Genomic DNA, 21,412 nt, shown 5'->3' with positions numbered 1-21,412 from the left:
GAGAACCCAATGTCCTCTTTTGTCGAAATGATTGAAAACATCACCCCCGACGTCTACGAAAGCTTGAAGCTGGCGGTGGAAATCGGCAAATGGTTCGACGGTCGCAAGCTGACACAGGAGCAACGCGAGCTGTCGCTGCAGGCCCTGATTGCCTGGGAAGTGCGCAACGTTCCCGAAGACCAGCGCATCGGCTACATGGGGCCGCAAGAGTGCGCGTCCAAATCGGCACCCGTGCCCAATATCCTGTTCAAGTCGGACTCCATTCATTGATTGAAATCGGTAGAGGCGCTGTCAACAAAATGTCCGCGCGGCTTGAGGCCTCGCGGGTTGAATACGCATTTCGTCTGGGTGATGCGCAGATCCCGGTCAACCCGTTGATCGGCAAGACCGTGCGCCTGGAATACCTCGGCGCGATTCACTGCAGTCATTGCGGCAAGCGCACCAAAACCAGCTACAGCCAGGGTTATTGCTACCCGTGCATGCTCAAGCTGGCGCAGTGTGACCTGTGCATCATGAGCCCCGAGCGCTGCCACCACGAGCACGGCACCTGCCGGGATCCGGCCTGGGGCGAGCAGTTCTGCATGACCGAGCACGTGGTGTACCTGGCCAATTCGTCGGGGGTTAAAGTCGGCATCACCCGCGCGACCCAGTTGCCGACGCGCTGGCTTGACCAGGGTGCGAGTCAGGCCTTGCCCATCGTGCGCTGCGCCACCCGGCAGCAGTCCGGCTTCGTGGAAGACCTGTTTCGCAGTCAGGTGGCCGACCGCACCAACTGGCGGGCGTTGCTCAAGGGCGATGCGCCGGCGGTCGACCTGAGTGCCATCCGCCAGCAACTGTTCGAGTCCTGCGCCGAAGGCCTGGTCGCGTTGCAGATGCGTTTCGGCTTGCAGGCCATTCAGGTGATGAACGATGTCGAGCCCATTGAGATCCGATACCCGGCAGAGGCCTACCCGACCAAGATCGTCAGCTTCAATCTGGACAAGGATCCGATCGCCGAAGGGACCCTGCTGGGTGTCAAAGGGCAATACCTGATTTTCGACACCGGCGTGATCAATATTCGCAAATACACGGCGTACCAACTCGCCGTGCATCAGTAGCCCGTATTAGCAGAAGAAGGGACCGCACCATGCGCACCGACCAGCCGAAAATGATTTACCTGAAGGACTATCAGGCGCCTGAGTACCTCATCGACGAGACCCACCTGACCTTTGAATTGTTCGAGGACCATTCGCTGGTTCATGCGCAGTTGGTGATGCGCCGCAACCCCGAGCGCGCCCAGCTGGCACAAGGCGGCGCGTTGCCGCCACTGGTGCTCGACGGTCAGTTGCTTGAGCTGCTGTCGGTGAAACTGGCGGACGCCGAGCTCACGCCGCAGGACTATCAGCTGACGTCGGACAGCCTGACGGTGCAGCCGGCCAGCGAGTCTTTCACGCTGGACACCAGCGTGAAGATCCACCCGGAAACCAACACCGCGCTGGAAGGCCTGTACAAGTCCAGCGGCATGTTCTGCACCCAGTGCGAAGCCGAAGGCTTTCGCAAGATCACCTACTACCTCGACCGCCCGGACGTGATGAGCAAGTTCACCACCACGGTCAGCGCCAACAAGCAGGCCTTCCCGATCCTGCTGTCCAACGGCAACCTGATTGCCGCCGGCCCGTCCGAGGAAGAAGGCCGTCACTGGGCCACCTGGGAAGACCCGTTCAAGAAGCCGGCTTACCTGTTCGCGCTGGTCGCTGGCGACCTGTGGTGCATCGAGGACACCTTCATCACCATGACCGACCGCAAGGTCACGTTGCGCATCTTCGTCGAGCCCGAAAACGTCGATAAATGCCAGCACGCCATGGACAGCCTGAAGAAGTCCATGCGCTGGGACGAAGAGGTTTACGGCCGCGAATACGATCTGGACATCTTCATGATCGTGGCGGTCAACGACTTCAACATGGGCGCCATGGAGAACAAGGGCCTCAATATCTTCAACTCCAGCGCCGTGCTGGCCCGCGCCGAGACGGCCACCGACGCTGCACACCAGCGGGTCGAGGCCATCGTCGCCCATGAATACTTCCACAACTGGTCGGGCAACCGCGTCACCTGCCGCGACTGGTTCCAGCTGTCGCTGAAAGAAGGCTTCACGGTGTTCCGTGATTCCGGCTTCTCGGCCGACATGAACTCCGCCACGGTCAAGCGCATTCAAGACGTGGCCTACCTGCGCACGCACCAGTTCGCCGAAGACGCTGGCCCCATGGCCCATGCCGTGCGCCCGGACAGCTTCATCGAGATTTCCAACTTCTACACCCTGACCGTGTACGAGAAGGGTGCGGAAGTGGTCGGCATGATCCACACGCTTCTGGGCGTGGAGGGCTTCCGCAAGGGCACCGATTTATTCTTCGAGCGCCACGACGGCCAGGCCGTGACCTGCGACGACTTCATCAAGTCCATGGAAGACGCCAACGGTGTCGACTTCACCCAGTTCAAGCGCTGGTACTCCCAGGCCGGCACGCCGCGTCTGGCGGTCAGCGAATCCTATGATGCCGACGCCAAAACCTACAGCCTGACGTTCCGCCAAAGCGCACCGACCACGCCGGGCCAACCGGGTGAGCAGAAACTGCCGTTTGTGATTCCGGTTGCCATGGGCTTGCTGGATGCCGAGGGCCAGGAACTGCCTCTGCGGTTGCAGGGCGAAGCGCCGGCGGTGAATACCTCACGCGTGCTTTCAGTCACCGAAGCCGAGCAGACGTTCACCTTCGTCGACATCGCTGAGCAGCCGCTGCCTTCCTTGCTTCGCGGCTTCTCCGCTCCGGTGAAACTGAGCTTCCCGTACAACCGCGACCAGCTGATGTTCCTGATGCAACACGACAGCGACGGTTTCAACCGCTGGGATGCCGGGCAGCAACTGTCGGTTCAGGTGCTTCAGGACATGATCGCCCAGCACCAGAAAGGCGAGCTTCTGGTCATGGACCAGCGCCTGATCACCGCGCTGCACACCGTGCTGTCGGATGAGAGCCTGGATCAGGCCATGGTCGCCGAGATGCTGTCGCTGCCGGGTGAGGCGTACCTCATCGAAATCAGCGAAGTGGCGGACGTCGATGCCATCCACGCCGCACGCGAGTTTGCTCGCCAGCAACTGGCTGACAACCTCAGCGACGCCTTGTGGAAGCGCTATCAGACCAACCGTGAACTGTCCAGGCAGACGCCGTACGTGGCCGCGTCCGAGCACTTCGCTCGCCGTACGCTGCAGAACATCGCGCTGTCGTACCTGATGCTGACCGGCAAACCTGAAGTGCTGGCCGCGGCCATCGACCAGTTCGACACTGCCGACAACATGACCGAGCGCCTGACCGCGCTGGCCGTGCTGGTGAACTCGCCGTTCGACGCCGAGAAGGCCAAGGCGCTTGAAGTGTTTGCCGAGAACTTCAAGGACAACGCGCTGGTGATGGATCAGTGGTTCAGCGTGCAGGCGGGCAGCACGTTGCCGGGCGGGTTGGAACGCGTCAAAGCGCTGATGCAGCACCCGGCCTTCACCATGAAGAACCCGAACAAGGTGCGTGCGCTGATCGGTGCGTTTGCCGGCCAGAACCTGATCAACTTCCATGCAGCGGACGGTTCCGGCTATCGCTTCCTGGCCGATCTGGTCATCGAACTGAACGGCTTCAACCCGCAGATCGCATCGCGCCAGTTGGCGCCGTTGACCCGCTGGCGCAAATACGACAGCGCGCGGCAAGCGCTGATGAAGGCGGAACTGGAGCGCATCCTGGCCTCCGGCCCGCTGTCGCCGGACGTCTATGAAGTGGTGAGCAAAAGCCTGGCGTAACTCGGGCGATTGTTGAAAAGGGCTGTCCGTTTGCGCGGACAGCCCTTTTTTGTGGGCGCTGCTTCAAGGTTTCAGCGGCTTTGGACGTTGTCTTGCACGCCGATGCCTTTGTAGGACTGGCTTTAGCCGGGAAGAGGCCGGTTTGTGTGTCATCCAGTTTGCGGTGCGACGAATGACGCCTTCCCGGCTGAAGCCGGTCCCACAAGCCGAGATGTCCAATTCCGGCGAGCGGTCGATCAGGCGTTGAAGCCGATAATGGCTTTGGTCTCGAGATACTCTTCAAACCCCTGCACGCCGTACTCGCGGCCATTGCCCGAACGCTTGTAGCCGCCGAAGGGCGCCATGGGGTCCCACGCCGGATAGTTCAGGTGCACTTGCCCGGCGCGGATGCGCGAGGCGACTGCTCGGCCCAGTTCCAGGTCCTGCGCCTGCACATGGGCGCCCAGGCCGTAGACGGTGTCATTGGCGATGGCCACCGCTTCGTCGATCGTGTCGTAGGCGAGAATGCACAGCACCGGACCGAAGATTTCCTCTTGCGCGATGCGCATCGCTGAGTCCACTTCGGAAAACACCGTCGGCCGGGTGTAATAACCTTTTTCAAACCCATGCACACGGCCCGGCCCGCCGCACAACAGTTTCGCCCCTTCGCTGATGCCCGTCTGGATCATGGCTTGAACACGGCTGAACTGGGCTTGATTGGCAATTGGCCCGAGTTGGGTATCCGGCGATTGCGGGTCCCCGACGATCAACGCATTGGCGGTGGCCGTTGCCAATGCCTCGACTTCGGCGAGGCGGGCGCGGGGCACGATCATTCGGGTAGGCGCACTGCACGACTGGCCGACGTTGCGCAGGGCCGACAGCACCCCCAGCGGCACCGCCTTGGCGAAGTCAGCGTCGGGCAGCATGACGTTCGGCGATTTGCCGCCCAATTCCTGGGTCACGCGTTTCACCGTCACCGCAGCCGCCTGCGCGACGAGGGCGCCGGCACGGTTTGAGCCGGTGATGGAAATCATGTCGATGTCAGGGTGCGAGGCGAGGGCTGCGCCGACGTCAGGACCGCTGCCGTTGACCAGGTTGAACACGCCGGGGGGCAGGCCGGCGTCGTGCACCAGCTGGGCGAACAGCAGGGCACTCAAGGGTGAGAGTTCGCTGGGTTTCAGGACCACCGTGCAACCGGCAGCAATGGCCGGCGCGACTTTGGCGGTGATCTGGTACAGCGGCCAGTTCCATGGCGTGATCAGGCCGCAGACGCCGATGGCTTCACGTTCGATGGCGGTGGTGCCTTCGACGGTCTGAAAGCGATAGGTGGACAGCAGATCCCGGGCGACGCGTACGTGTTCGGCGGCCAACGGCACCTGCATGGAACGGGAGAAACTGATCGCCGCGCCCATCTCCAGCGACAGGGTCTGGGCCAGCGACTCTTTGCGCTCCAAGATCAATGCATGGATTTTCCCCAGAATCGCTGCGCGTTCTACGGCCGGCGTTGCGGACCAGCCCGCGAACGCCCCCCGCGCAGCTGCCACGGCCCGGTCAACGTCCTCGGCCGAACCTTGCGCCACCTGGGCCACCACCTCTTCAGTGGCTGGATTGACCACGGGAAGACGGGCTGGAACAACGGGGGATGCCCACTCGCCGTTGATGTAAAAATGCCCGGCGTGTTGCAGCTCAGTGCCGTGGGTGTTGAAAGGGTGTGAGGTCATCCGGTGAGCTCCCTGGAGCGGAAAAAGTGCTGCGAACAGCCCGTTCAAACGTCCTCATACGCTAACAAACCGGCCCAGGCGAAAGATGCCGTTGTTGCAGCCTGCAAGGGAGAATCTGCTGAATCCGGCGGCGTGCGCGCCATCAGTTTTGCGGTGTAACTGCCGACGCTTTCCCGGCTAAAGCCGGTCCCACAATGAGTGCTTGAACACCAGTGGTGGCGATGACGCGGAGCGTCAGGGGATGCATTCCCACGCAGAGCGTGGGAACGATCGATACGATCGAGATCAAAGGCTTCCCGGCTAAAGCCGGTCCCACAATCAGTGCTTGAACACCAGTGGTGGCGATGACGCGGAGCGTCAGCGGATGCATTCCCACGCAGAGCGTGGGAACGATCGATACGATCGAGATCAAAGGCTTCCCGGCTAAAGCCGGTCCCACAAGGTGTCGGCGTTTTTCAGTGGGACCGGCTTCAGCCGGGAAGTTTTTGATCTGCTTTAAGAGCGCTTTTGATCTCCGTATACAAAAAGTCCAGTCACCGCCAATCGCGACTTGGGTGCAGGCTGAACGCAGGTCTCGTGGAGTGGGCCGAGCGGCATGGATGCCGCGAGAGCCGCCCCCCGCCATGGATGGCGGATGGCGGCGGGCCCACGGAGCGAGACCGAAGTGAAGGAACCCTGACGAAGGAAGGGCCCAACCAGGAGCAAGCACCCTTGGTTACTTGGGGTGTTTTTCCAAGTAACTCGCCGAAGGCGAAACCCGAGGCCGTTAGGCCGACGCCCTTGATCTTGATCTGAAAAAACGCTTATTTCACCGCATATACCTTGCGAACGTAAACCGCACTCGTCCACGCACAAAACGCCCCCTTCGCCACAAAAACCGTATCACCCGCATTCACCGTCACCTCAACACCCGCCTCATCCGCCAGCGTCACGCTCCCCTCCAACAGATGCATCAACTCATGCAACCGGTGCGCACGACCATGACGCTGATAAGGCGTCGAATCCCAAATCCCCACTTTAAACTCCGTCACCGCATCATCAAACAGACTCAACGCCCGACACTGCGGCGCCGGTCCAATCAAAATCGGCGGCTCCAGCGTCGCAGACGGATCCAGCCACAGATGCGCCGGCAACAGCGTCAAGCCGGGGCGCGCCGGTGCGTTTTCCACATCCACCGCACAAAATGCCCACTCGCTGCCAGCGCTCGCCTGCACCGTGACGCGACTGCCACGGCCAATCACCGCGCTGCTCCCGATGCCCAACTCAAGCGTCTGGTCCGCACTGCTCAACACCACATGCCCGGCGTGCACCACCAGCGTCTCGCTATAGGGAAAATCCTCAATCAAGGCATCGCCGCTGAACCGCACAACACCGGCAGACACACCATCGTCGCCTCGCCACGCCACCTTTCGTGCCTCGGCGAAGGGGTCACGCGCGTTTAACGGCGCCGAGCTAAACGACGTCGCAACGCCGCTGCCATCAGCACGCGCCAACAGCAAAATACCGGGAGTAGACATGGGTAACGCTCCGTGGGGAATCAGCCGATCGCCTGAGTGATCAGCGCAAAAGGTTGAATGCCCTGGCTGGACTCGGGCGGCGTGCCCCGCGCCATCTGAACAACGGTGTCGATGTTCTTCAGGCCTGCTGCTTCCAGCCAGTCACTGAGGCCGCACGCCACGGGGATGTCGATGCGCACAAACGTGTCCGGCACCTGCGCCAGCAAAACGGCGATCAGGTGTTTGGCCTGATGGCTGTTCTCCGCCACCACCGGGCCGATGCAGCGCCCGCGCCCGAACGGTCGCAGCAGGGCGAAGCCGCGCAGCTGACCGTCACGCTCGATGCCCACGGCGTGCTCCACTTGCAGGTCGCGCAACACGTCGCTGCGGTCCAGGCCGCTGGCGGCGTTGGCGAGGGTGAGCAGGGCAGCATGATCGTCAGCATTAAGGGCACGGCAGGTTTCGCCGTCCGCCAGCTCCACCAACGCCGGCACGATGGCCTGGCCTTGATGCTGCTGCACCCGACCAAACTCAACAAAACCCTGGCTGGCATATAACGGCTTGCCGGCAACGGTGGCATTGAGGGTCGGCGTGCGCGGCTCGCATGCGGCTAGGGCCATCTCCATCAAGCGGCGGCCGATGCCCTGGCCCTGATAATCACTGCTGACGATCACCAGCCCGATGGTTGCGAAATCACCTTGAGGGCAGACAAAGGCGCTGCCGATCAGGCGGCTGCCGTCCATCACCACGAAGCCGTCGCTGACCCGATGCAACATGGCCCAGTCGTCCAGGCGGTGGGGCCACTTCAGTTGAACCGACAGGTCGTGGGCGGCGGGCAGGTCAGCCACGGTCATGGGGCGGTAGGTATAAGAAGGGTGTGGCAGGGCGGACATGGCGAGGCTCCGTTATGCATTATTAAGGTAAGCGCTGGAGGCCTGTATCCCACCTGATGCGAGGGCTGACAAGGGGCGTTGGCATATTCGGCAGATTCGTCCCGCGCCGGGGGACGGGACCCTACTTCGTACTTAAATCCGGGGCGAGTGCGGCAGCAAATGCCAAGCCCGGATTTTATCGTTTCAGCCGCTACGATCGATCCTGCGCTCTGCGTGCAGGCGATCAAGCCGCCTCGCCACATTATCTGCCGCCGCAAGCCCCATTCTTAAGCCTTCCCACGCTGCAATCCCCGGAAAAGCCCCCTAAAGGCGCACAAACACAGGCCCCGCCCAAGCCTGGCGCGCACCGCAAAGTCTGCTGAGGCCAGCCACCAAAACGGTGGTTTGTATTGAGCGCGGGTCGTTTTAGACGGCATATGCTGATTTCACAGTGATGTAATGAACCTGTGCTGCAACGAGGCCGCCGCGCCGCCAGGGCAGCGAACGCTTGCCACACTCAACTGACTTCAGGACCGCACTCAATGAGCTTTCTTCGTCCCAAATTCATTACGTTCGACTGCTACGGCACGCTCACCAACTTCCACATGGGCACCATGACCCGCGAGCTGTTCGCCGACCGCGTCAAGCCTGAACAGATGGACCAGTTCGTCAAAGACTTTTCGGCCTACCGGCTCGACCAGGTAATGGGCGACTGGCAGCCCTACGACGTCATTCTCAAGACCGCCCTGGCCCGAACCTGCAAACGTTGGGGCGTGGAGTACCGTGATGAAGGCCAGCTGTATTACGACGCCGTGCCGACCTGGGGTCCCCATGCCGACGTGCCGGCCGGTCTGTCGAAGATCGCCGACAAGATTCCCCTGGTGATCTTCTCCAATGCCAGCGACAGCCAGATCATGTCCAACGTCGACAAGCTCGGCGCGCCGTTCCACAAGGTCTTCACCGCCGAACAGGCCCAGGCCTACAAGCCACGTCTGGCCGCGTTCGAGTTCATGCTCGACAACCTCGGCTGCGGCCCGGAAGACATCTTGCATGTGTCTTCCAGCTTCCGTTACGACCTGATGTCGGCCCACGACATGAAGATCAAGCACAAGGCCTTCGTGGCCCGTGGGCATGAAGTACCGGCGAATGCGTTCTTCGAGTATCAGCAAATTACCGACATCGGCGGACTGCCGGCGCTGGTGGGGCTGTAACTCAGGCACCGTCTACCGGTTTTCGGCACGCAGGTTTTGACGCAAGGGGTTAAAGATGGGCAGTGAATCCTATTGGCTCGACACCGCACCGGCCTTCACCGGTGCCCAACTCGGCGGCTTGCCCGGGCAGGTCGACGTGGCCGTGATCGGGGGTGGATTCACCGGCCTGTCGGCAGCACGTGCGTTAGCGCTCAAGGGTGCCAGCGTGGTGGTGCTGGACGCCGGTCGCGTGATCGGCGAAGCCTCGGGGCGCAACGGCGGGCAGTGCAATACCGGCGTGGCGCAGGACTACGCCGGTCTGCGCGCCAGCCTCGGTGCGGCCAAAGCGCGAGCCTATTACCAGGCGTATGAAAGCGCGGTGCAGACCGTGGTTTCGCTGGTCGAGCAGGAAGCAATCTCTTGTGATCTGGTGCGCAACGGCAAGCTCAAACTGGCGGCCAAACCCCTGCATTACGAAGGCCTGGCTCGCACCTGCGAGCTGATCCGTCAGGAGGTGGACGCCGATGTCGAGCTGCTGAATGCCGAGCAAACCCGTACCGAAGTCAACTCGGCGCAGTTTCACGGTGGCTTGTTGCAGCGTAATGGCGTTCAGATGCACGTCGGCCGTTTTGGTGTCGGGCTGGCGGAAGCCGCTGCCCGCCGCGGCGCAATGGTCTACGAACACACCCCGGTCAAGGACTGGAAGCCCAAGGCTGGCGGTTATCAGGTCAACACCGCCAAGGGTTCGCTGCAGGCAGGTCAGGTGCTGTTGGCGACCGGCGCTTGCCAGCACGGGGACCTTGGCTGGTACCGCCGGCGGATCGTGCCGGTGGGCAGTTTTGTCATCGCCACCGAAGTCTTGCCTCAGGCGCTGATCGACCAGTTGTTGCCGCAGCATCGGGCGTACGTCACCAGCCGGATGATCGGCAACTACTTCCGCCTGACCCCGGACAACCGCCTGCTGTTTGGCGGCCGCGCGCGGTTTGCCATGTCCGACGGCGTGTCCGACGCCAAGAGCGGCAAGGTGCTGCAGGCGGCAATGCTTCAGATGTTCCCGCAATTGGCCGACGTGAAGATCGACTATTGCTGGGGCGGCCTGGTGGACATGACGTCCGACCGTCTGCCCCGCGCCGGCCAGCACGGCGGCGTGTTTCATTCCATGGGTTACAGCGGCCATGGCGTGCAGATGTCGGTGCACATGGGCCAGGTCATGGCTGAGGTCATGGCCGGCAACGCAGCGGCCAATCCCTGGCGTGAGCTGGAATGGCCGGCGATCCCCGGGCACTTCGGCAAGCCCTGGTTTCTGCCGTTTGTGGGCGCCTATTACCGCTTGCAGGACTATCTGCACTGAATCATGCACTGACTCGCCGCTGTAGCGTCACCGTCGTTTGCGTTTCCAGGACGCTCCGGACATCCGTGAGCACTCGAATATCCCGATCATCGACAGGTAGCCTGATATGACTGACCACAAAGACACCCCCGAGCTTATCTCCGGCCCAGACAGCCTGCGGGTATTTGAAGGCCTCAATCGCGGCATGTCGCGGCGCAACGCCTTGCAGATGCTCGGCCTGGCTGGCGTCGCTGCAGCGGGGGCGGGCAGCCTGTTCGGCAGCGCCGGCAAACTGTTCGCCGAAGAAGCCACCGCCGGCGGCAAGGGCAAGCCTGGCGGCAAGATTCGTGTGGCCGGCATGTCCAGTTCCACCGCCGACACCCTCGACCCGGCCAAGGGTGCGTTGTCCACCGACTATGCCCGTCAGTACATGTTCTACAACGGCCTGACCCGTTTCGATAAGCATCTGGTGCCGCAGCTGGAGCTGGCCGAGCGCATCGACAACGTAGATGCCACGCTGTGGACCATCACCTTGCGCAAGGACGTGACGTTCCACAACGGCAAAGGCCTCAGCGCCGCCGACGTGGTGTTCTCCCTCAGCCGCCACAAGGACCCGCTGACCGGTTCCAAAGTCATGCCGCTGATGGAGCAGTTTGCCGAGATCAAGGCCACCGGCCCTAACGAGGTGCAGATTCGCCTCAGCGCCGCGAACGCCGAACTGCCGTCGATCCTCGCCGTGTCACACCTGCTGATCGTTCCCGAGGGCACCACCGACTTCAACAAAGGCATCGGCACCGGGCCGTTTACCGTCGGCGAGTTCAAGCCGGGTGTCCGTTCGGTGGCCGTGCGCAACAAGAACTACTGGAAACCGGGCCTGCCGTACCTCGACGAGATCGAGTTCATCGCCATTGGCGACGAGCCATCGCGGGTCAACGCGCTGCTGTCCGGCGACGTACACATGATCAACGAGGTTAACCCGCGCTCCACCACGCGCATTGCTGCCAGCCCCAAGCACCGCGTCGTCGATGCACCGTCGGGCAACTACACTGATTTGATCATTCGCCAAGACCAGTTGCCCGGCAAAAGCCCGGAATTCACCCAGGCCATGAAGCTGTTGCTGGACCGCGAACAGGTCAAGTCAGCCGTGTTCCGTGGCTTCGCCGTGGTCGGCAACGATCACCCGATTGCCCCAGGGTCGCGCTACTTCAACACTGACTTGCCGCAGACCGTTTACGACCCTGAAAAAGCCAGGTTCCTGCTGAAGAAGGCCGGCATGGAAAGCATCACCATGCCGGTCATGGCGTCGCCTGCCGCCACCGGTTCGGTGGACATCGCCGTGCTGCTGCAGCAGTCGGCGAAACAGGCCGGGCTGAAGCTGGACGTGAACCGTCTGCCCAGCGACGGCTATTGGTCCAACCACTGGATGAAGCACCCGTTGAGTTTCGGCAACATCAACCCGCGGCCGAACGCCGACGTGATGTTCTCCCAGTTCTTCCAGTCCAAGGCGCCGTGGAACGAGTCCGGGTGGCAGAACGACCAGTTTGACCAGTTGCTGATGCTGGCACGGGGCGAAACCGACGACGCCAAGCGCGCCAGGATGTATGGCGACATGCAAACGCTGGTTCACGATCACTGCGGCATCGGCGTACCGGTGTTCATCAGCAACATCGACGGCGTCGACCAGCGCATCAAGGGCTACGACTCTAACCCGCTGGGCGGCTTCATGGGTTACATGTTCGCCGAACAGGTGTGGCTGGACGCTTGAGGAGGCTGTGCGATGAATAGCCATACGCTGTGGTTGATCTGCCGGCGCTTCGGTGCCGGGATCGTGACCTTATTGATCGTGTCGATGGTCGTCTTCGCGATCACGGCCGTGCTGCCGGGCGACGCGGCGCAGCAATCCCTCGGTCAGTTCGCCACCCCGGAACAGGTGGCGGCGCTGCGCCTGAAACTGGGGCTCGATCAACCCGGCGTGTTGCGCTATCTGCACTGGTTGATGAGCCTGCTGACCGGCGACATGGGCCAGTCGGTGTCCAACGCCATGCCGGTGGGTGAATTGATGGCCGGCCGCGTGCCGAATACGCTGATGCTGGCGGCGGCCACGGCGCTGGTGTCTGTGCCTCTGGCGCTGATCCTCGGCATCGGTTCGGCCATGGGCCGGGGCGGGCGCATCGACAGCTGCCTGAGCTTCATCACCCTGGCCATGGTCGCGGTGCCGGAGTTTCTGGTGGCGACCCTGGCGGTGCTGATTTTCGCGGTCAACCTCGGTTGGCTGTCGGCGCTGTCCTATGCCACCGACATCACCTCGCCGCTGCAGTTTTTGCGTACTTATGCCTTACCGGTGATGACCCTGTGCTGCGTGATTGTGGCGCAAATGGCGCGCATGACCCGCGCTGCCGTCATCGACCAGCTCGACAGCCCCTACGTAGAAATGGCCCGTCTCAAAGGCGTGAGCCCGATCCGCATCGTGCTGCGGCACGCCCTGCCCAACGCGATTGGACCGATTGCCAACGCCATCGCCCTGAGCCTGTCGTACCTGCTGGGCGGGGTGGTGATCGTCGAGACCATCTTCAATTACCCCGGCATCGCCAGCCTGATGGTCGATGCCGTAACCAACCGCGACATGGCCCTGGTGCAAGCCTGCACCATGCTGTTCTGCGCGGCCTATCTGGCGTTGGTCTTACTTGCCGACCTGTGCGCCATCCTCTCCAACCCGAGGCTGAGAAACCAATGAACCCGCTCATTGCGAAATCCAGGCCTGCATCTTCTGCTCTGGCCCTGGCCAAAGTCTCCGGCAACCCGCCCTGGCTGGGGCTGGTCGGCGCCGCCGTCTGCGTGATCTGGCTGTTGGTGGCGCTGTTGGGTCCTTGGGTGGCGCCGCACCCGGTCGGCGAAGTGATCTCCGACAACATCTTTGAAGGCTTCACGCTGGCGCATCCGTTCGGCACCGACTACCTGGGCCGCGACATGCTCAGCCGGGTGCTGGTGGGCGCGCGCTTCACCGTCGGCCTGTCGCTGGTGGCGGCGCTGTTGGCCAGCACCTTGGGCACCGGTTGCGCGCTGCTGTCAGTGGTGTCGCCAAAGTGGCTGGACGAAATCATCAGCCGGATCATGGACGCCTTCATATCGATCCCCAGCAAAATGCTCGCGTTGATCATGGTCTCGGCATTTGGCTCGTCAGTCACGCTGCTGATCTGCACGGCGGTCATCAGTTACATCCCCGGTTCGTTTCGGGTGGCCCGCAGCATGGCGGTGAACATCGAAGCGCTCGAATACGTGCAAGTGGCGCGCACCCGGGGCGAAAGCAAGTTGTACGTGGCGTGCCGTGAAATTCTGCCAAACATGCTCAATCCGGTGCTGACGGACCTGGGCCTGCGTTTCGGCTACATCGTGCTGTTGCTCAGCGGCATGAGCTTTCTGGGCCTTGGCGTGCAGCCGCCGGACGCCGACCTGGGTTCGCTGGTGCGGGAAAACATCGGCGGCCTCAATCAGGGCGCAATGGCGATCATCATTCCGGCGCTGGCCATTGGCACGCTGACCATCGGCGTCAATCTGCTGATCGACTACCTGTCGTCCCGACGTGGTCGGCGCTCGGGAGGCCATTGATATGACTCAATTGATTCGCGTCGAAGACTTGCGCGTGGTAGCCGGTGATCCGGGCCAAGAGGTTGAAATCGTCAAAGGGCTTAGCTTTGCCCTTGAAAGAGGCGAAGTGCTGGCACTGATAGGCGAGTCCGGCTCCGGCAAAACCACGATTGCCCTGGCCTTGCTCGGTTATGCGCGGCGCGGCTGCCGGTTGTCCGGCGGCGTGGTGCAGGTCGGCGACCACGACATGCTCGCCCTGAGCGAAAAACAGCTGCAGGGCCTGCGCGGCAATCGCGTGTCCTACATCGCGCAAAGCGCTGCTGCAGCGTTCAATCCGGCGAAAAAACTCCTCGATCAAGTGGTGGAAGGCCCCTTGATCCATGGCCTCGGCACCCGCGCGGAGCTGGAAGCCAAGGCCATCGGCCTGTTCCACGACCTGGCCTTGCCGAACCCGGAACGCATCGGCCGTCGCTACCCGCACCAGGTGTCCGGCGGGCAACTGCAACGGGTGATGGCGGCGATGGCGCTGATCAGCGACCCGTTGCTGGTGGTGCTCGATGAGCCGACCACGGCGCTGGACGTGACCACCCAGATCGACGTGCTGCGGGCCTTCAAGCGTGTGGTGCGTGAGCGCGGCGCCACGGCGGTCTACGTGTCCCACGACCTGGCGGTGGTCGCGCAAATGGCCGACCAGATTGTCGTGCTCAACGGTGGGCAGATCCTTGAACAAAGCGCCACCGCGCCGCTGCTCAAGGCGCCGGCCCACGATTACACCCGCAGCCTGCTGGCGGCGGCGCGCCCCGACACGCGCATTCGCCCGCCCTGCGGCGTCGCCGAAGAGGCGCCGTTGCTGACCATCTCAGGCCTGACCGCCGGCTACGGCAACAAAAACCTGCACGGCATGCCGGCCATCCGCGTGCTCGAAGACATCGACCTGACGGTGCGTCGGGGTCAGGCCATTGGCGTGATCGGTGAGTCGGGTTCGGGCAAATCAACCCTGGCGCGGGTAGTGGCGGGGCTGCTGACCCCGGCCCTCGGCGCGCTTACGTTTGACGGCCAGCCCTTGGGTGGCAGCCTGTCCGAGCGCACGCCGGAGCAGTTTCGGCGGATCCAGATGGTCTTCCAGAACGCCGACACAGCGCTCAATCCGATGCACAGCGTCGCAACCATCCTCAGCCGTCCGCTGAAAATGTATTTCGGCCTGAAGGGGGCGGCGTTGCAGGCGCGTATCGGCGAGCTGCTCGACCTGGTGCGCCTGCCGCGGGACATGGCCGACCGCCGGCCCAACGAGCTGTCCGGGGGGCAGAAACAGCGGGTCAATCTGGCCCGGGCGCTGGCGGCCAAGCCCGACCTGATCCTCTGCGATGAAGTCACCTCGGCCCTCGACACGGTGGTCGGCGCGGCGATTCTCGAACTGTTGCGCGACCTGCGTCAGCAACTGGGGGTGTCCTACCTGTTTATCAGCCATGACATCTCCACCGTGCGCGCGCTGTGCGACGACATCGTGGTGATGTACAGCGGCCACAAAGTCCACGCCGGCCGCCGCGAGTCGTTTACCGAGGCACCGTACCATCCGTACACCGACCTGCTCATTCACTCGGTGCCGGAACTGCGCCAGGGCTGGCTGGAAACCTGCGGCGCCACCCATGGCGAGCTGCCTCCGATCGGCGAGCGGGCCAACCTGCCTGAGCTGTGCACCTTCCTCAATCGCTGCCCGGTGCGCGTCGACGGCCTGTGCAACCGGACCGCGCCGAAGCGCCGCACGCTGGACAACGGCAGCGAAATCCTCTGTCACCGCGACGGCGCCGATCTGCTGGCCACCCAGCGCGGCGTTACCCTTACCAGCTTGGGAGCATATGCATGAAAGGGCGTTTTGTGAGGCTGGCCGAACAGGGCCGGCCGACGGTCAGGCTGACCGTGGATGGCACGCCGGTCGAAGCATTGCAGGGCGACACGCTGATGGTGGCGTTGCTGACCCAGGGTAACGCGCTGCGCCAGTCGGAATTCGACAGCGGCCGCCGTGCCGGTTTCTGCCTGATGGGCGCCTGTCAGGATTGCTGGGTCTGGACCCGTGGCGGTGAACGCCTGCGAGCCTGCTCCAATGAGGTCCGCGACGGTCTGGACATCGTCACCACACAACCGGAGGCGACATGGCCACTTCACAGCTGAGTTCCCATCGGGTCGTTATCGTGGGCGCGGGGCCTGCCGGTGTGCGCTGTGCCGAAACCCTGCTCGCGGCGGGCATCAAACCGATTCTGGTGGACGAAAACCGCCGCGACGGCGGACAGATCTACCGCCGCCAGCCAGACGGCTTCACCCGTGATTATTCCGCCTTGTATGGCAGCGAAGCCGACAAAGCCAAAGACCTGCACCAGACGTTCGACCGCCTGCGCGGCGCCATCGATTACCGACCCGACACCTTGGTCTGGAACCTCACGCCGGGGCAGTTGTGCTGCGTCAGTCAGGGCCGTCACAGCACGCTGGACTACGACGCGCTGATCCTCTGCACCGGCGCCACCGACCGGCTGATGCCCGTCGAAGGCTGGCAACTGGCGGGCACCTACAGCCTGGGCGGGGCGCAGATCGCGTTGAAAAATCAGGCCGTTTCCATTGGCCATCGTGTGGTGTTCATGGGCACCGGTCCGTTGCTTTATCTGGTCGCCAGTCAGTACGTCAAAGCCGGCGCCACTGTGGCGGCGGTCCTCGATACTTCGCCCTTCAGTCTGCGCGTCAAAGCCCTGCCCAAACTGTTGGCGCGGCCAGGTTTGTTGTGGACCGGAATGAAGTTCCTGGCGCAGTTGTATCAGGCCAAAGTGCCGGTACATTTGGGCGTCAAGCCGCAGCAGGTACTGGGGGATGCCGCCAACGGCGTGGCCGGGGTGAGCTTTATCACAGGCAGCGGCCGAGCCGTGACCGTGCAGGCGGATGCCGTCGCCCTGGGTTATCACCTGCGTCCGGAAACCCAGTTGGGTGACCTGGCCGGTTGCACCATGGCCTTCGATCAGGCTTCCAGCCAATGGTGGCTGGCGACCGACGAGGCCGGTCGTACTTCGGTGAGCGGCGTGTATGCCGCCGGCGACGGGGCGAAGATTCGTGGCGCCGATGCTGCCGAGCTCGCCGGACGCCGCGTGGCCCTGGCGCTGCTTGAAGACCTCAAGCAGCCGTTCAATGCCGGGCTGCGCGATGAACAACAACAGGCGCTGGCGGTGATGGACCAGTTTCGTCTGGGCCTGGCCGAAGCCTTTCCCTGGCCCGGCGAACAAGCGAAGGCCTTGCCCGACAGCGCCATCATTTGCCGCTGCGAGATGATTACGGCCGGCGAATTACGCCGCACGGTCAACGAGAAGGGCGCTTGTGAAGTCAACCGAGCCAAGGCTTTCAGCCGCGTCGGCATGGGCCGCTGCCAGGGGCGTTATTGCTCCCAGGCGGGTGCCGAGGTGATTGCCGCAGAAGCGGGTGTGCAGGTGCAGGAGGTCGGTCGCCAGCGCGGGCAGGCGCCGGTCAAACCATTGTCGATGCTCATCGAGGAGGTGTCGCCGTGAGCGTGCAAAAAGCAGATGTGGTGATTGTCGGCGGTGGCTTCATGGGCGCGGCGACGGCGTTCTTTCTGCGCCGGCGCGGGCAGTCGGTGATCCTCCTGGAGCGTGATCAGATCGGCCAGTACGCCAGCGGCGTCAACTTCGGCAACGTGCGTCGACAAGGGCGATTCCTTGGGCAACTGGCGCTGGCCAACCGCTCGTGGGCGCTGTGGAAACGCCTGCCGGAACTGATCGACGACGACCTTGAGTTCATCCCCAGCGGGCACATGCGCGTGTGTTATCGCGAGGACGAAATTGCCGAGCTGGAGGCCTATGCGGCTGCGCCGGAAGCCGAGCAGCTGGATTTGAAAATCTACCGCGGCGCCGAGCTGCACCAGCGTTTTGGCTTCCTCGGCGCAGACGTCAAAGGCGGCTCGCACGCGCCCCACGACGGCCACGCCAACCCGCGCCTCGCCGCGCCGGCCTTCGCCCGCGCCGCCCGACGGCTCGGGGCGCAGATTGAGGAGCGCACGGAAGTGGCCGAGGTCGAGAAGGTCGGCGGTGATTTCCACGTCACCACCACCGACGGCCGCCGGTATCAGGCCGCGCAACTGTTAATCACCGCTGGCGCCTGGGGCCAGAAACTCTCGGCGCAATTTGGCGAACCGGTGCCGCTGGATACTCATGGCCCGCAGATGGCCGTCACCGAGCCGGTGCCCTACGCGTTGCCGACGGTAATCGGCGTGTACACGAAGATTCCGGAGGAGGTGATCTACTTCCGCCAGATCCCCCGCGGCAATATCGTTATCGGCGGTGGCGTTCGCAGCAAACCGGACATGCTCAACCGTCGCGCTTATGTCGAGCCGCGCAGCATTGTCAATCAGATCGAACAGATGCGCCGCCTGCTGCCGGGCGTCCAGAACCTGAACATCATCCGCGTATGGAGCGGTATCGAAGGCTACCTGCCCGATTCGCTGCCCATCATGGGGGCCAGCGGCACGGTCGAGGGATTGTTTTACGCCTTCGGCTTCTGCGGCCACGGTTTTCAACTGGGCCCGGGGGTCGGTGACGTGATGGCCGAACTGCTCGCCACCGGCAGCACCACAACGCCCGTCGAGCCATTTTCCATCACGCGTTTTGCCCTTCCTGCCGAGCAACGGAGCCAAGCCTCATGAAACCCCGCGTCCTCGAGATTCTCAAACGGCTGATGGCCTTCGAAACGGTGTCGTCAGAGTCCAACATGGCGTTGATCGAGTACGTCCGCGACCTGCTGCTCAGCAAGGGCGTCGAGTCGCTGATCGTCAAGGACGCGAGTGGCAAAAAAGCCAACCTGTTCGCCAGCACCGGGCCGAAGGACCAGCCCGGCGTGCTGCTCTCCGGGCACACCGACGTGGTGCCGGCGGCGGGGCAGGCATGGACCTTTCCAGCGTTCGCCGCCACCGTGCAGGACGGGCGAATTTATGGCCGTGGCAGCTGCGACATGAAGGGCTTCATCGCCCTGGCCATCGACACCATGCTCGACGCGGCAGAGCACTCACTCAACCGCCCGCTGCAACTGGCGTTGTCCCATGACGAGGAGATCGGTTGCGTGGGCGTGCGACGCTTGCTCGACGTGCTGCACCTGACCCCTGTGCGGCCGTTTCTCTGCGTGGTCGGCGAACCGACCAACATGCAGTTCGTCCTGGGCCACAAGGGCAAGGGCTCCTACCGCACCCATTGTCGGGGCCAGGAGGCGCATTCGTCGCTGGCGCCGCGTTCGGTCAACGCCATTCACGTGGCCTGTGACTTCATCGCTTCCCTGCGGGAAAGCCAGCAGCACCTGCAACACCACGGCGCGCAGGACACCGACTACGACGTGCCCTACAGCACCGTGCATGTCGGCCAGATCAGCGGCGGCAAGGCGCTGAACATCGTGCCGAACCTGTGCACCCTGGATTTCGAAGTGCGCAACCTGCCGGCGGATAACCTGGATCAATTCATCGAGCAGATGCGCGAGCGTGCCGAAGTGATTGTGCGTGAGGCGCAGAAGCTTTCGAGCGTGGCGGCCATCGAGATCGAAACCATCAACGTCTACCCTGGTCTCGACACCCACCCCACCGTCGAGGCGGTGAGCTTCCTCAAGCAATTTGCCGCGCCGGACACCGGCATGAACAAGGTCTCGTTCGGTACCGAAGGCGGCCTGTTCAAGCAGCGCCTCGATGTGCCGGTGGTGGTGTGTGGCCCGGGGTCCATCGAGCAGGCGCACAAGCCGGACGAGTTTATCGAGGTCAGCCAGATGGACGCCGGTGAACGCTTTTTGCAAGGTTTGCTGGGCTCGCTGAAGGCGTAGCAGAGCCTGCCGTCCTGCGTTGAATTTCAGCACGGCACGCTGGTTTGAAGGCGCTTTCGGCATCCTCCGCCGAGCCAGATCCCTAGACTGGAATCTGTCTCGGATCAGGACTCGACCATGCTCAAGAATCGCTTGCAAGACCCCGGCCTGCTGGCTGAACGCGCTTACGTAAATGGTGAGTGGATCGCCGCCGACAGCGGCGCTACCCTTGAAGTCCGCGACCCCGCCACGGGCGACCTGCTTGCGCAGCTCCCGGCCATGGACGCAATCGATACCCGCCGCGCCATCGAAGCGGCCGAACTCGCCTGGCCGGCCTGGCGGGCGCGGCCGGCGGCAGAACGCGCGGCGCTGCTGGAGCGCTGGTTCCAGGCAATGATCGACCACCTCGACGACCTCGCGCTGATCATGACCTGCGAGCAGGGCAAGCCGCTGAACGAGGCCAAGGGCGAGGTCCGCTACGGCGCCGGCTTCGTCAAATGGTTCGCGGAAGAAGCGCGCCGGGTCTACGGCGAAACCATGCCGGCCCCCAGTGGCGACCGCCGTCTGCTGACCCTCAAGCAACCCGTGGGCGTCTGCGCGGCGATCACCCCGTGGAATTTCCCCAACGCGATGATCACCCGCAAATGCGCCCCGGCGCTGGCTGCCGGTTGCCCGGTCATCGTCAAGCCGTCTGACCTCACGCCGCTGTCGGCCCTCGCGCTGGCGGTCCTGGCCGAGCGCGTCGGCATTCCAGCCGGTGTGTTCAACGTCCTCACCGGAATGCCTGCCGGCATCGGTGCAGAACTTACCGGCAACCCGACGGTGCGCAAGATTTCATTTACCGGCTCCACTGCCGTCGGCCGCCTGCTGATGCGCCAAAGCGCCGAACACATCAAGCGCCTGAGTCTGGAACTGGGCGGCAACGCCCCGTTTGTGGTGTTCGACGACGCCGACCTGGAACAGGCCGTGGCCGGGGTGATGATCAGCAAGTTTCGCAACGCCGGGCAAACCTGCGTGTGCGCCAACCGCATCCTGGTGCAGGCGGGGATTTACGACCGCTTCGCCGCGCGACTGGTGGAGGAGGTGGGCAAACTCAAGGTCGGCAACGGCCTGGAAGAGGGCGTGACCATCGGCCCGCTGATCAACCCTGCGGCGGTCAGCAAGGTGGCGCGGCACATCGACGATGCCCTGAGTCAGGGCGCGAAACTGCTCTGCGGCGCGATTCCCGCAGGCGACAGCCAGTTCGTGCAACCCACTGTGCTGGCTGAGGCCCACGCCGGGATGTTGTTGGCGAATGAGGAAACCTTTGGCCCGGTGGCGCCGTTGATGCGCTTTATTGATGAAGCCCAGGCGCTGGCCTTGGCAAATGCCACCCCGTTTGGCTTGGGCGCCTACTTTTTCACCCAGGACCTCAAGCGCTCGTGGCGTTTTGGCGAGGCGCTGGAATTCGGCATGGTCGGCCTCAACACCGGGATCATCTCGATGGAAGTCGCGCCGTTCGGCGGCATCAAACAATCGGGTCTCGGCCGCGAAGGCAGCAAATACGGCCTGGACGAGTACCTTGAAGTCAAAGCCTTCCACATCGGCGGCTTGAACTGATTCATC

General features: G+C 63.2%; 17 protein-coding genes. 14 read left to right on the top strand and 3 right to left on the bottom strand.

Going from position 1 to position 21,412, the window contains the following annotated elements; translation table 11 throughout:
* Positions 1 to 9: 9 nt before the first annotated feature.
* From LT42_RS08940 to pepN, 3 genes are read left to right on the top strand one after another with little or no spacing between them, the layout of a single operon-like run.
* Positions 10 to 270 (top strand): YeaC family protein, encoded by a 261-nt coding sequence (locus LT42_RS08940; protein WP_037011703.1) that lies wholly within the window; start codon positions 10 to 12, stop codon positions 268 to 270.
* Entirely contained in the window at positions 267 to 1,097 is an 831-nt protein-coding gene (locus LT42_RS08935; protein WP_037011701.1) for a DUF2797 domain-containing protein, read from the top strand. The genes LT42_RS08940 and LT42_RS08935 overlap by 4 nt, the downstream gene beginning before the upstream one ends.
* A gap of 29 nt (positions 1,098 to 1,126) precedes the next feature.
* Positions 1,127 to 3,808, top strand: a complete 2,682-nt coding sequence (pepN, locus tag LT42_RS08930) for an aminopeptidase N (RefSeq protein ID WP_037011699.1) — start codon at positions 1,127 to 1,129, stop codon at positions 3,806 to 3,808.
* A 236-nt stretch (positions 3,809 to 4,044) separates the two neighbouring features.
* Here pepN and LT42_RS08925 read toward each other — a convergent pair whose 3' ends face one another.
* From LT42_RS08925 to LT42_RS08915, 3 genes are all read right to left on the bottom strand, one after another.
* The gene (locus LT42_RS08925) at positions 4,045 to 5,508 is read right to left on the bottom strand and encodes an aldehyde dehydrogenase family protein (protein ID WP_037011697.1); all 1,464 of its coding nucleotides are present in this window, start codon (positions 5,506 to 5,508) and stop codon (positions 4,045 to 4,047) included.
* An 803-nt stretch (positions 5,509 to 6,311) separates the two neighbouring features.
* Positions 6,312 to 7,025 carry a cupin domain-containing protein gene (locus LT42_RS08920; RefSeq protein ID WP_037011696.1) on the bottom strand — a complete coding sequence of 238 codons (714 nt, stop codon included), beginning with the start codon at positions 7,023 to 7,025 and terminating at the stop codon, positions 6,312 to 6,314.
* A gap of 20 nt (positions 7,026 to 7,045) precedes the next feature.
* Complete coding sequence (locus LT42_RS08915) at positions 7,046 to 7,897, bottom strand: GNAT family N-acetyltransferase (RefSeq protein ID WP_037011694.1); 852 nt, start codon at positions 7,895 to 7,897, stop codon at positions 7,046 to 7,048.
* Positions 7,898 to 8,418: 521 nt separating this feature from the next.
* Here LT42_RS08915 and LT42_RS08910 point away from each other — a divergent pair.
* The 11 genes from LT42_RS08910 to LT42_RS08860 all read left to right on the top strand — a co-directional run bounded on the left by LT42_RS08910 (position 8,419) and on the right by LT42_RS08860 (position 21,406).
* A complete protein-coding gene (locus tag LT42_RS08910; protein WP_037011693.1) occupies positions 8,419 to 9,087 on the top strand; it encodes a haloacid dehalogenase type II in 669 nt (222 codons plus the stop codon).
* A gap of 55 nt (positions 9,088 to 9,142) precedes the next feature.
* A complete protein-coding gene (locus LT42_RS08905) occupies positions 9,143 to 10,417 on the top strand; it encodes an NAD(P)/FAD-dependent oxidoreductase (protein WP_037011692.1) in 1,275 nt (424 codons plus the stop codon).
* Positions 10,418 to 10,523: 106 nt separating this feature from the next.
* The gene (locus LT42_RS08900; RefSeq protein ID WP_037011690.1) at positions 10,524 to 12,161 is read left to right on the top strand and encodes an ABC transporter substrate-binding protein; all 1,638 of its coding nucleotides are present in this window, start codon (positions 10,524 to 10,526) and stop codon (positions 12,159 to 12,161) included.
* A gap of 12 nt (positions 12,162 to 12,173) precedes the next feature.
* Positions 12,174 to 13,130 carry an ABC transporter permease gene (locus LT42_RS08895; protein WP_037011688.1) on the top strand — a complete coding sequence of 319 codons (957 nt, stop codon included), beginning with the start codon at positions 12,174 to 12,176 and terminating at the stop codon, positions 13,128 to 13,130.
* Entirely contained in the window at positions 13,127 to 14,002 is an 876-nt protein-coding gene (locus LT42_RS08890) for an ABC transporter permease (protein ID WP_037011686.1), read from the top strand. The genes LT42_RS08895 and LT42_RS08890 overlap by 4 nt, the downstream gene beginning before the upstream one ends.
* 1 nt (position 14,003) lies before the next feature.
* Entirely contained in the window at positions 14,004 to 15,845 is a 1,842-nt protein-coding gene (locus tag LT42_RS08885) for an ABC transporter ATP-binding protein (protein ID WP_037011684.1), read from the top strand.
* Positions 15,842 to 16,150, top strand: coding sequence for a (2Fe-2S)-binding protein (locus LT42_RS08880; RefSeq protein ID WP_037011682.1), 309 nt, complete (start codon positions 15,842 to 15,844; stop codon positions 16,148 to 16,150). The genes LT42_RS08885 and LT42_RS08880 overlap by 4 nt, the downstream gene beginning before the upstream one ends.
* Positions 16,132 to 17,523 carry an FAD/NAD(P)-dependent oxidoreductase gene (locus tag LT42_RS08875; RefSeq protein WP_037011680.1) on the top strand — a complete coding sequence of 464 codons (1,392 nt, stop codon included), beginning with the start codon at positions 16,132 to 16,134 and terminating at the stop codon, positions 17,521 to 17,523. The genes LT42_RS08880 and LT42_RS08875 overlap by 19 nt, the downstream gene beginning before the upstream one ends.
* On the top strand, positions 17,520 to 18,674 hold the full coding sequence (locus LT42_RS08870; RefSeq protein WP_037011677.1) for an NAD(P)/FAD-dependent oxidoreductase: 1,155 nt from the start codon (positions 17,520 to 17,522) through the stop codon (positions 18,672 to 18,674). The genes LT42_RS08875 and LT42_RS08870 overlap by 4 nt, the downstream gene beginning before the upstream one ends.
* Positions 18,671 to 19,828, top strand: a complete 1,158-nt coding sequence (gene argE, locus LT42_RS08865) for an acetylornithine deacetylase (protein ID WP_037011675.1) — start codon at positions 18,671 to 18,673, stop codon at positions 19,826 to 19,828. The genes LT42_RS08870 and argE overlap by 4 nt, the downstream gene beginning before the upstream one ends.
* 117 nt (positions 19,829 to 19,945) lie before the next feature.
* Complete coding sequence (locus tag LT42_RS08860) at positions 19,946 to 21,406, top strand: NAD-dependent succinate-semialdehyde dehydrogenase (protein WP_037011673.1); 1,461 nt, start codon at positions 19,946 to 19,948, stop codon at positions 21,404 to 21,406.
* Positions 21,407 to 21,412: the final 6 nt, after the last annotated feature.

Source organism: Pseudomonas lutea (assembly GCF_000759445.1).
Classification (GTDB): Bacteria; Pseudomonadota; Gammaproteobacteria; order Pseudomonadales; family Pseudomonadaceae; genus Aquipseudomonas; species Aquipseudomonas lutea.
This window is presented reverse-complemented; position numbering and strand designations above follow the sequence as displayed.

Coding starts and splice junctions, on each gene's coding strand:
- LT42_RS08940 (WP_037011703.1), top strand. CDS start 10: ATGTCCTCTTTTGTCGAAATGATTGAAAACATCACCCCCGACGTCTAC.
- LT42_RS08880 (WP_037011682.1), top strand. CDS start 15,842: ATGAAAGGGCGTTTTGTGAGGCTGGCCGAACAGGGCCGGCCGACGGTC.
- LT42_RS08890 (WP_037011686.1), top strand. CDS start 13,127: ATGAACCCGCTCATTGCGAAATCCAGGCCTGCATCTTCTGCTCTGGCC.
- LT42_RS08920 (WP_037011696.1), bottom strand. CDS start 7,025: ATGTCTACTCCCGGTATTTTGCTGTTGGCGCGTGCTGATGGCAGCGGC.
- LT42_RS08925 (WP_037011697.1), bottom strand. CDS start 5,508: ATGACCTCACACCCTTTCAACACCCACGGCACTGAGCTGCAACACGCC.
- LT42_RS08900 (WP_037011690.1), top strand. CDS start 10,524: ATGACTGACCACAAAGACACCCCCGAGCTTATCTCCGGCCCAGACAGC.
- argE (WP_037011675.1), top strand. CDS start 18,671: ATGAAACCCCGCGTCCTCGAGATTCTCAAACGGCTGATGGCCTTCGAA.
- LT42_RS08905 (WP_037011692.1), top strand. CDS start 9,143: ATGGGCAGTGAATCCTATTGGCTCGACACCGCACCGGCCTTCACCGGT.
- LT42_RS08885 (WP_037011684.1), top strand. CDS start 14,004: ATGACTCAATTGATTCGCGTCGAAGACTTGCGCGTGGTAGCCGGTGAT.
- pepN (WP_037011699.1), top strand. CDS start 1,127: ATGCGCACCGACCAGCCGAAAATGATTTACCTGAAGGACTATCAGGCG.
- LT42_RS08875 (WP_037011680.1), top strand. CDS start 16,132: ATGGCCACTTCACAGCTGAGTTCCCATCGGGTCGTTATCGTGGGCGCG.
- LT42_RS08860 (WP_037011673.1), top strand. CDS start 19,946: ATGCTCAAGAATCGCTTGCAAGACCCCGGCCTGCTGGCTGAACGCGCT.
- LT42_RS08915 (WP_037011694.1), bottom strand. CDS start 7,897: ATGTCCGCCCTGCCACACCCTTCTTATACCTACCGCCCCATGACCGTG.
- LT42_RS08910 (WP_037011693.1), top strand. CDS start 8,419: ATGAGCTTTCTTCGTCCCAAATTCATTACGTTCGACTGCTACGGCACG.
- LT42_RS08895 (WP_037011688.1), top strand. CDS start 12,174: ATGAATAGCCATACGCTGTGGTTGATCTGCCGGCGCTTCGGTGCCGGG.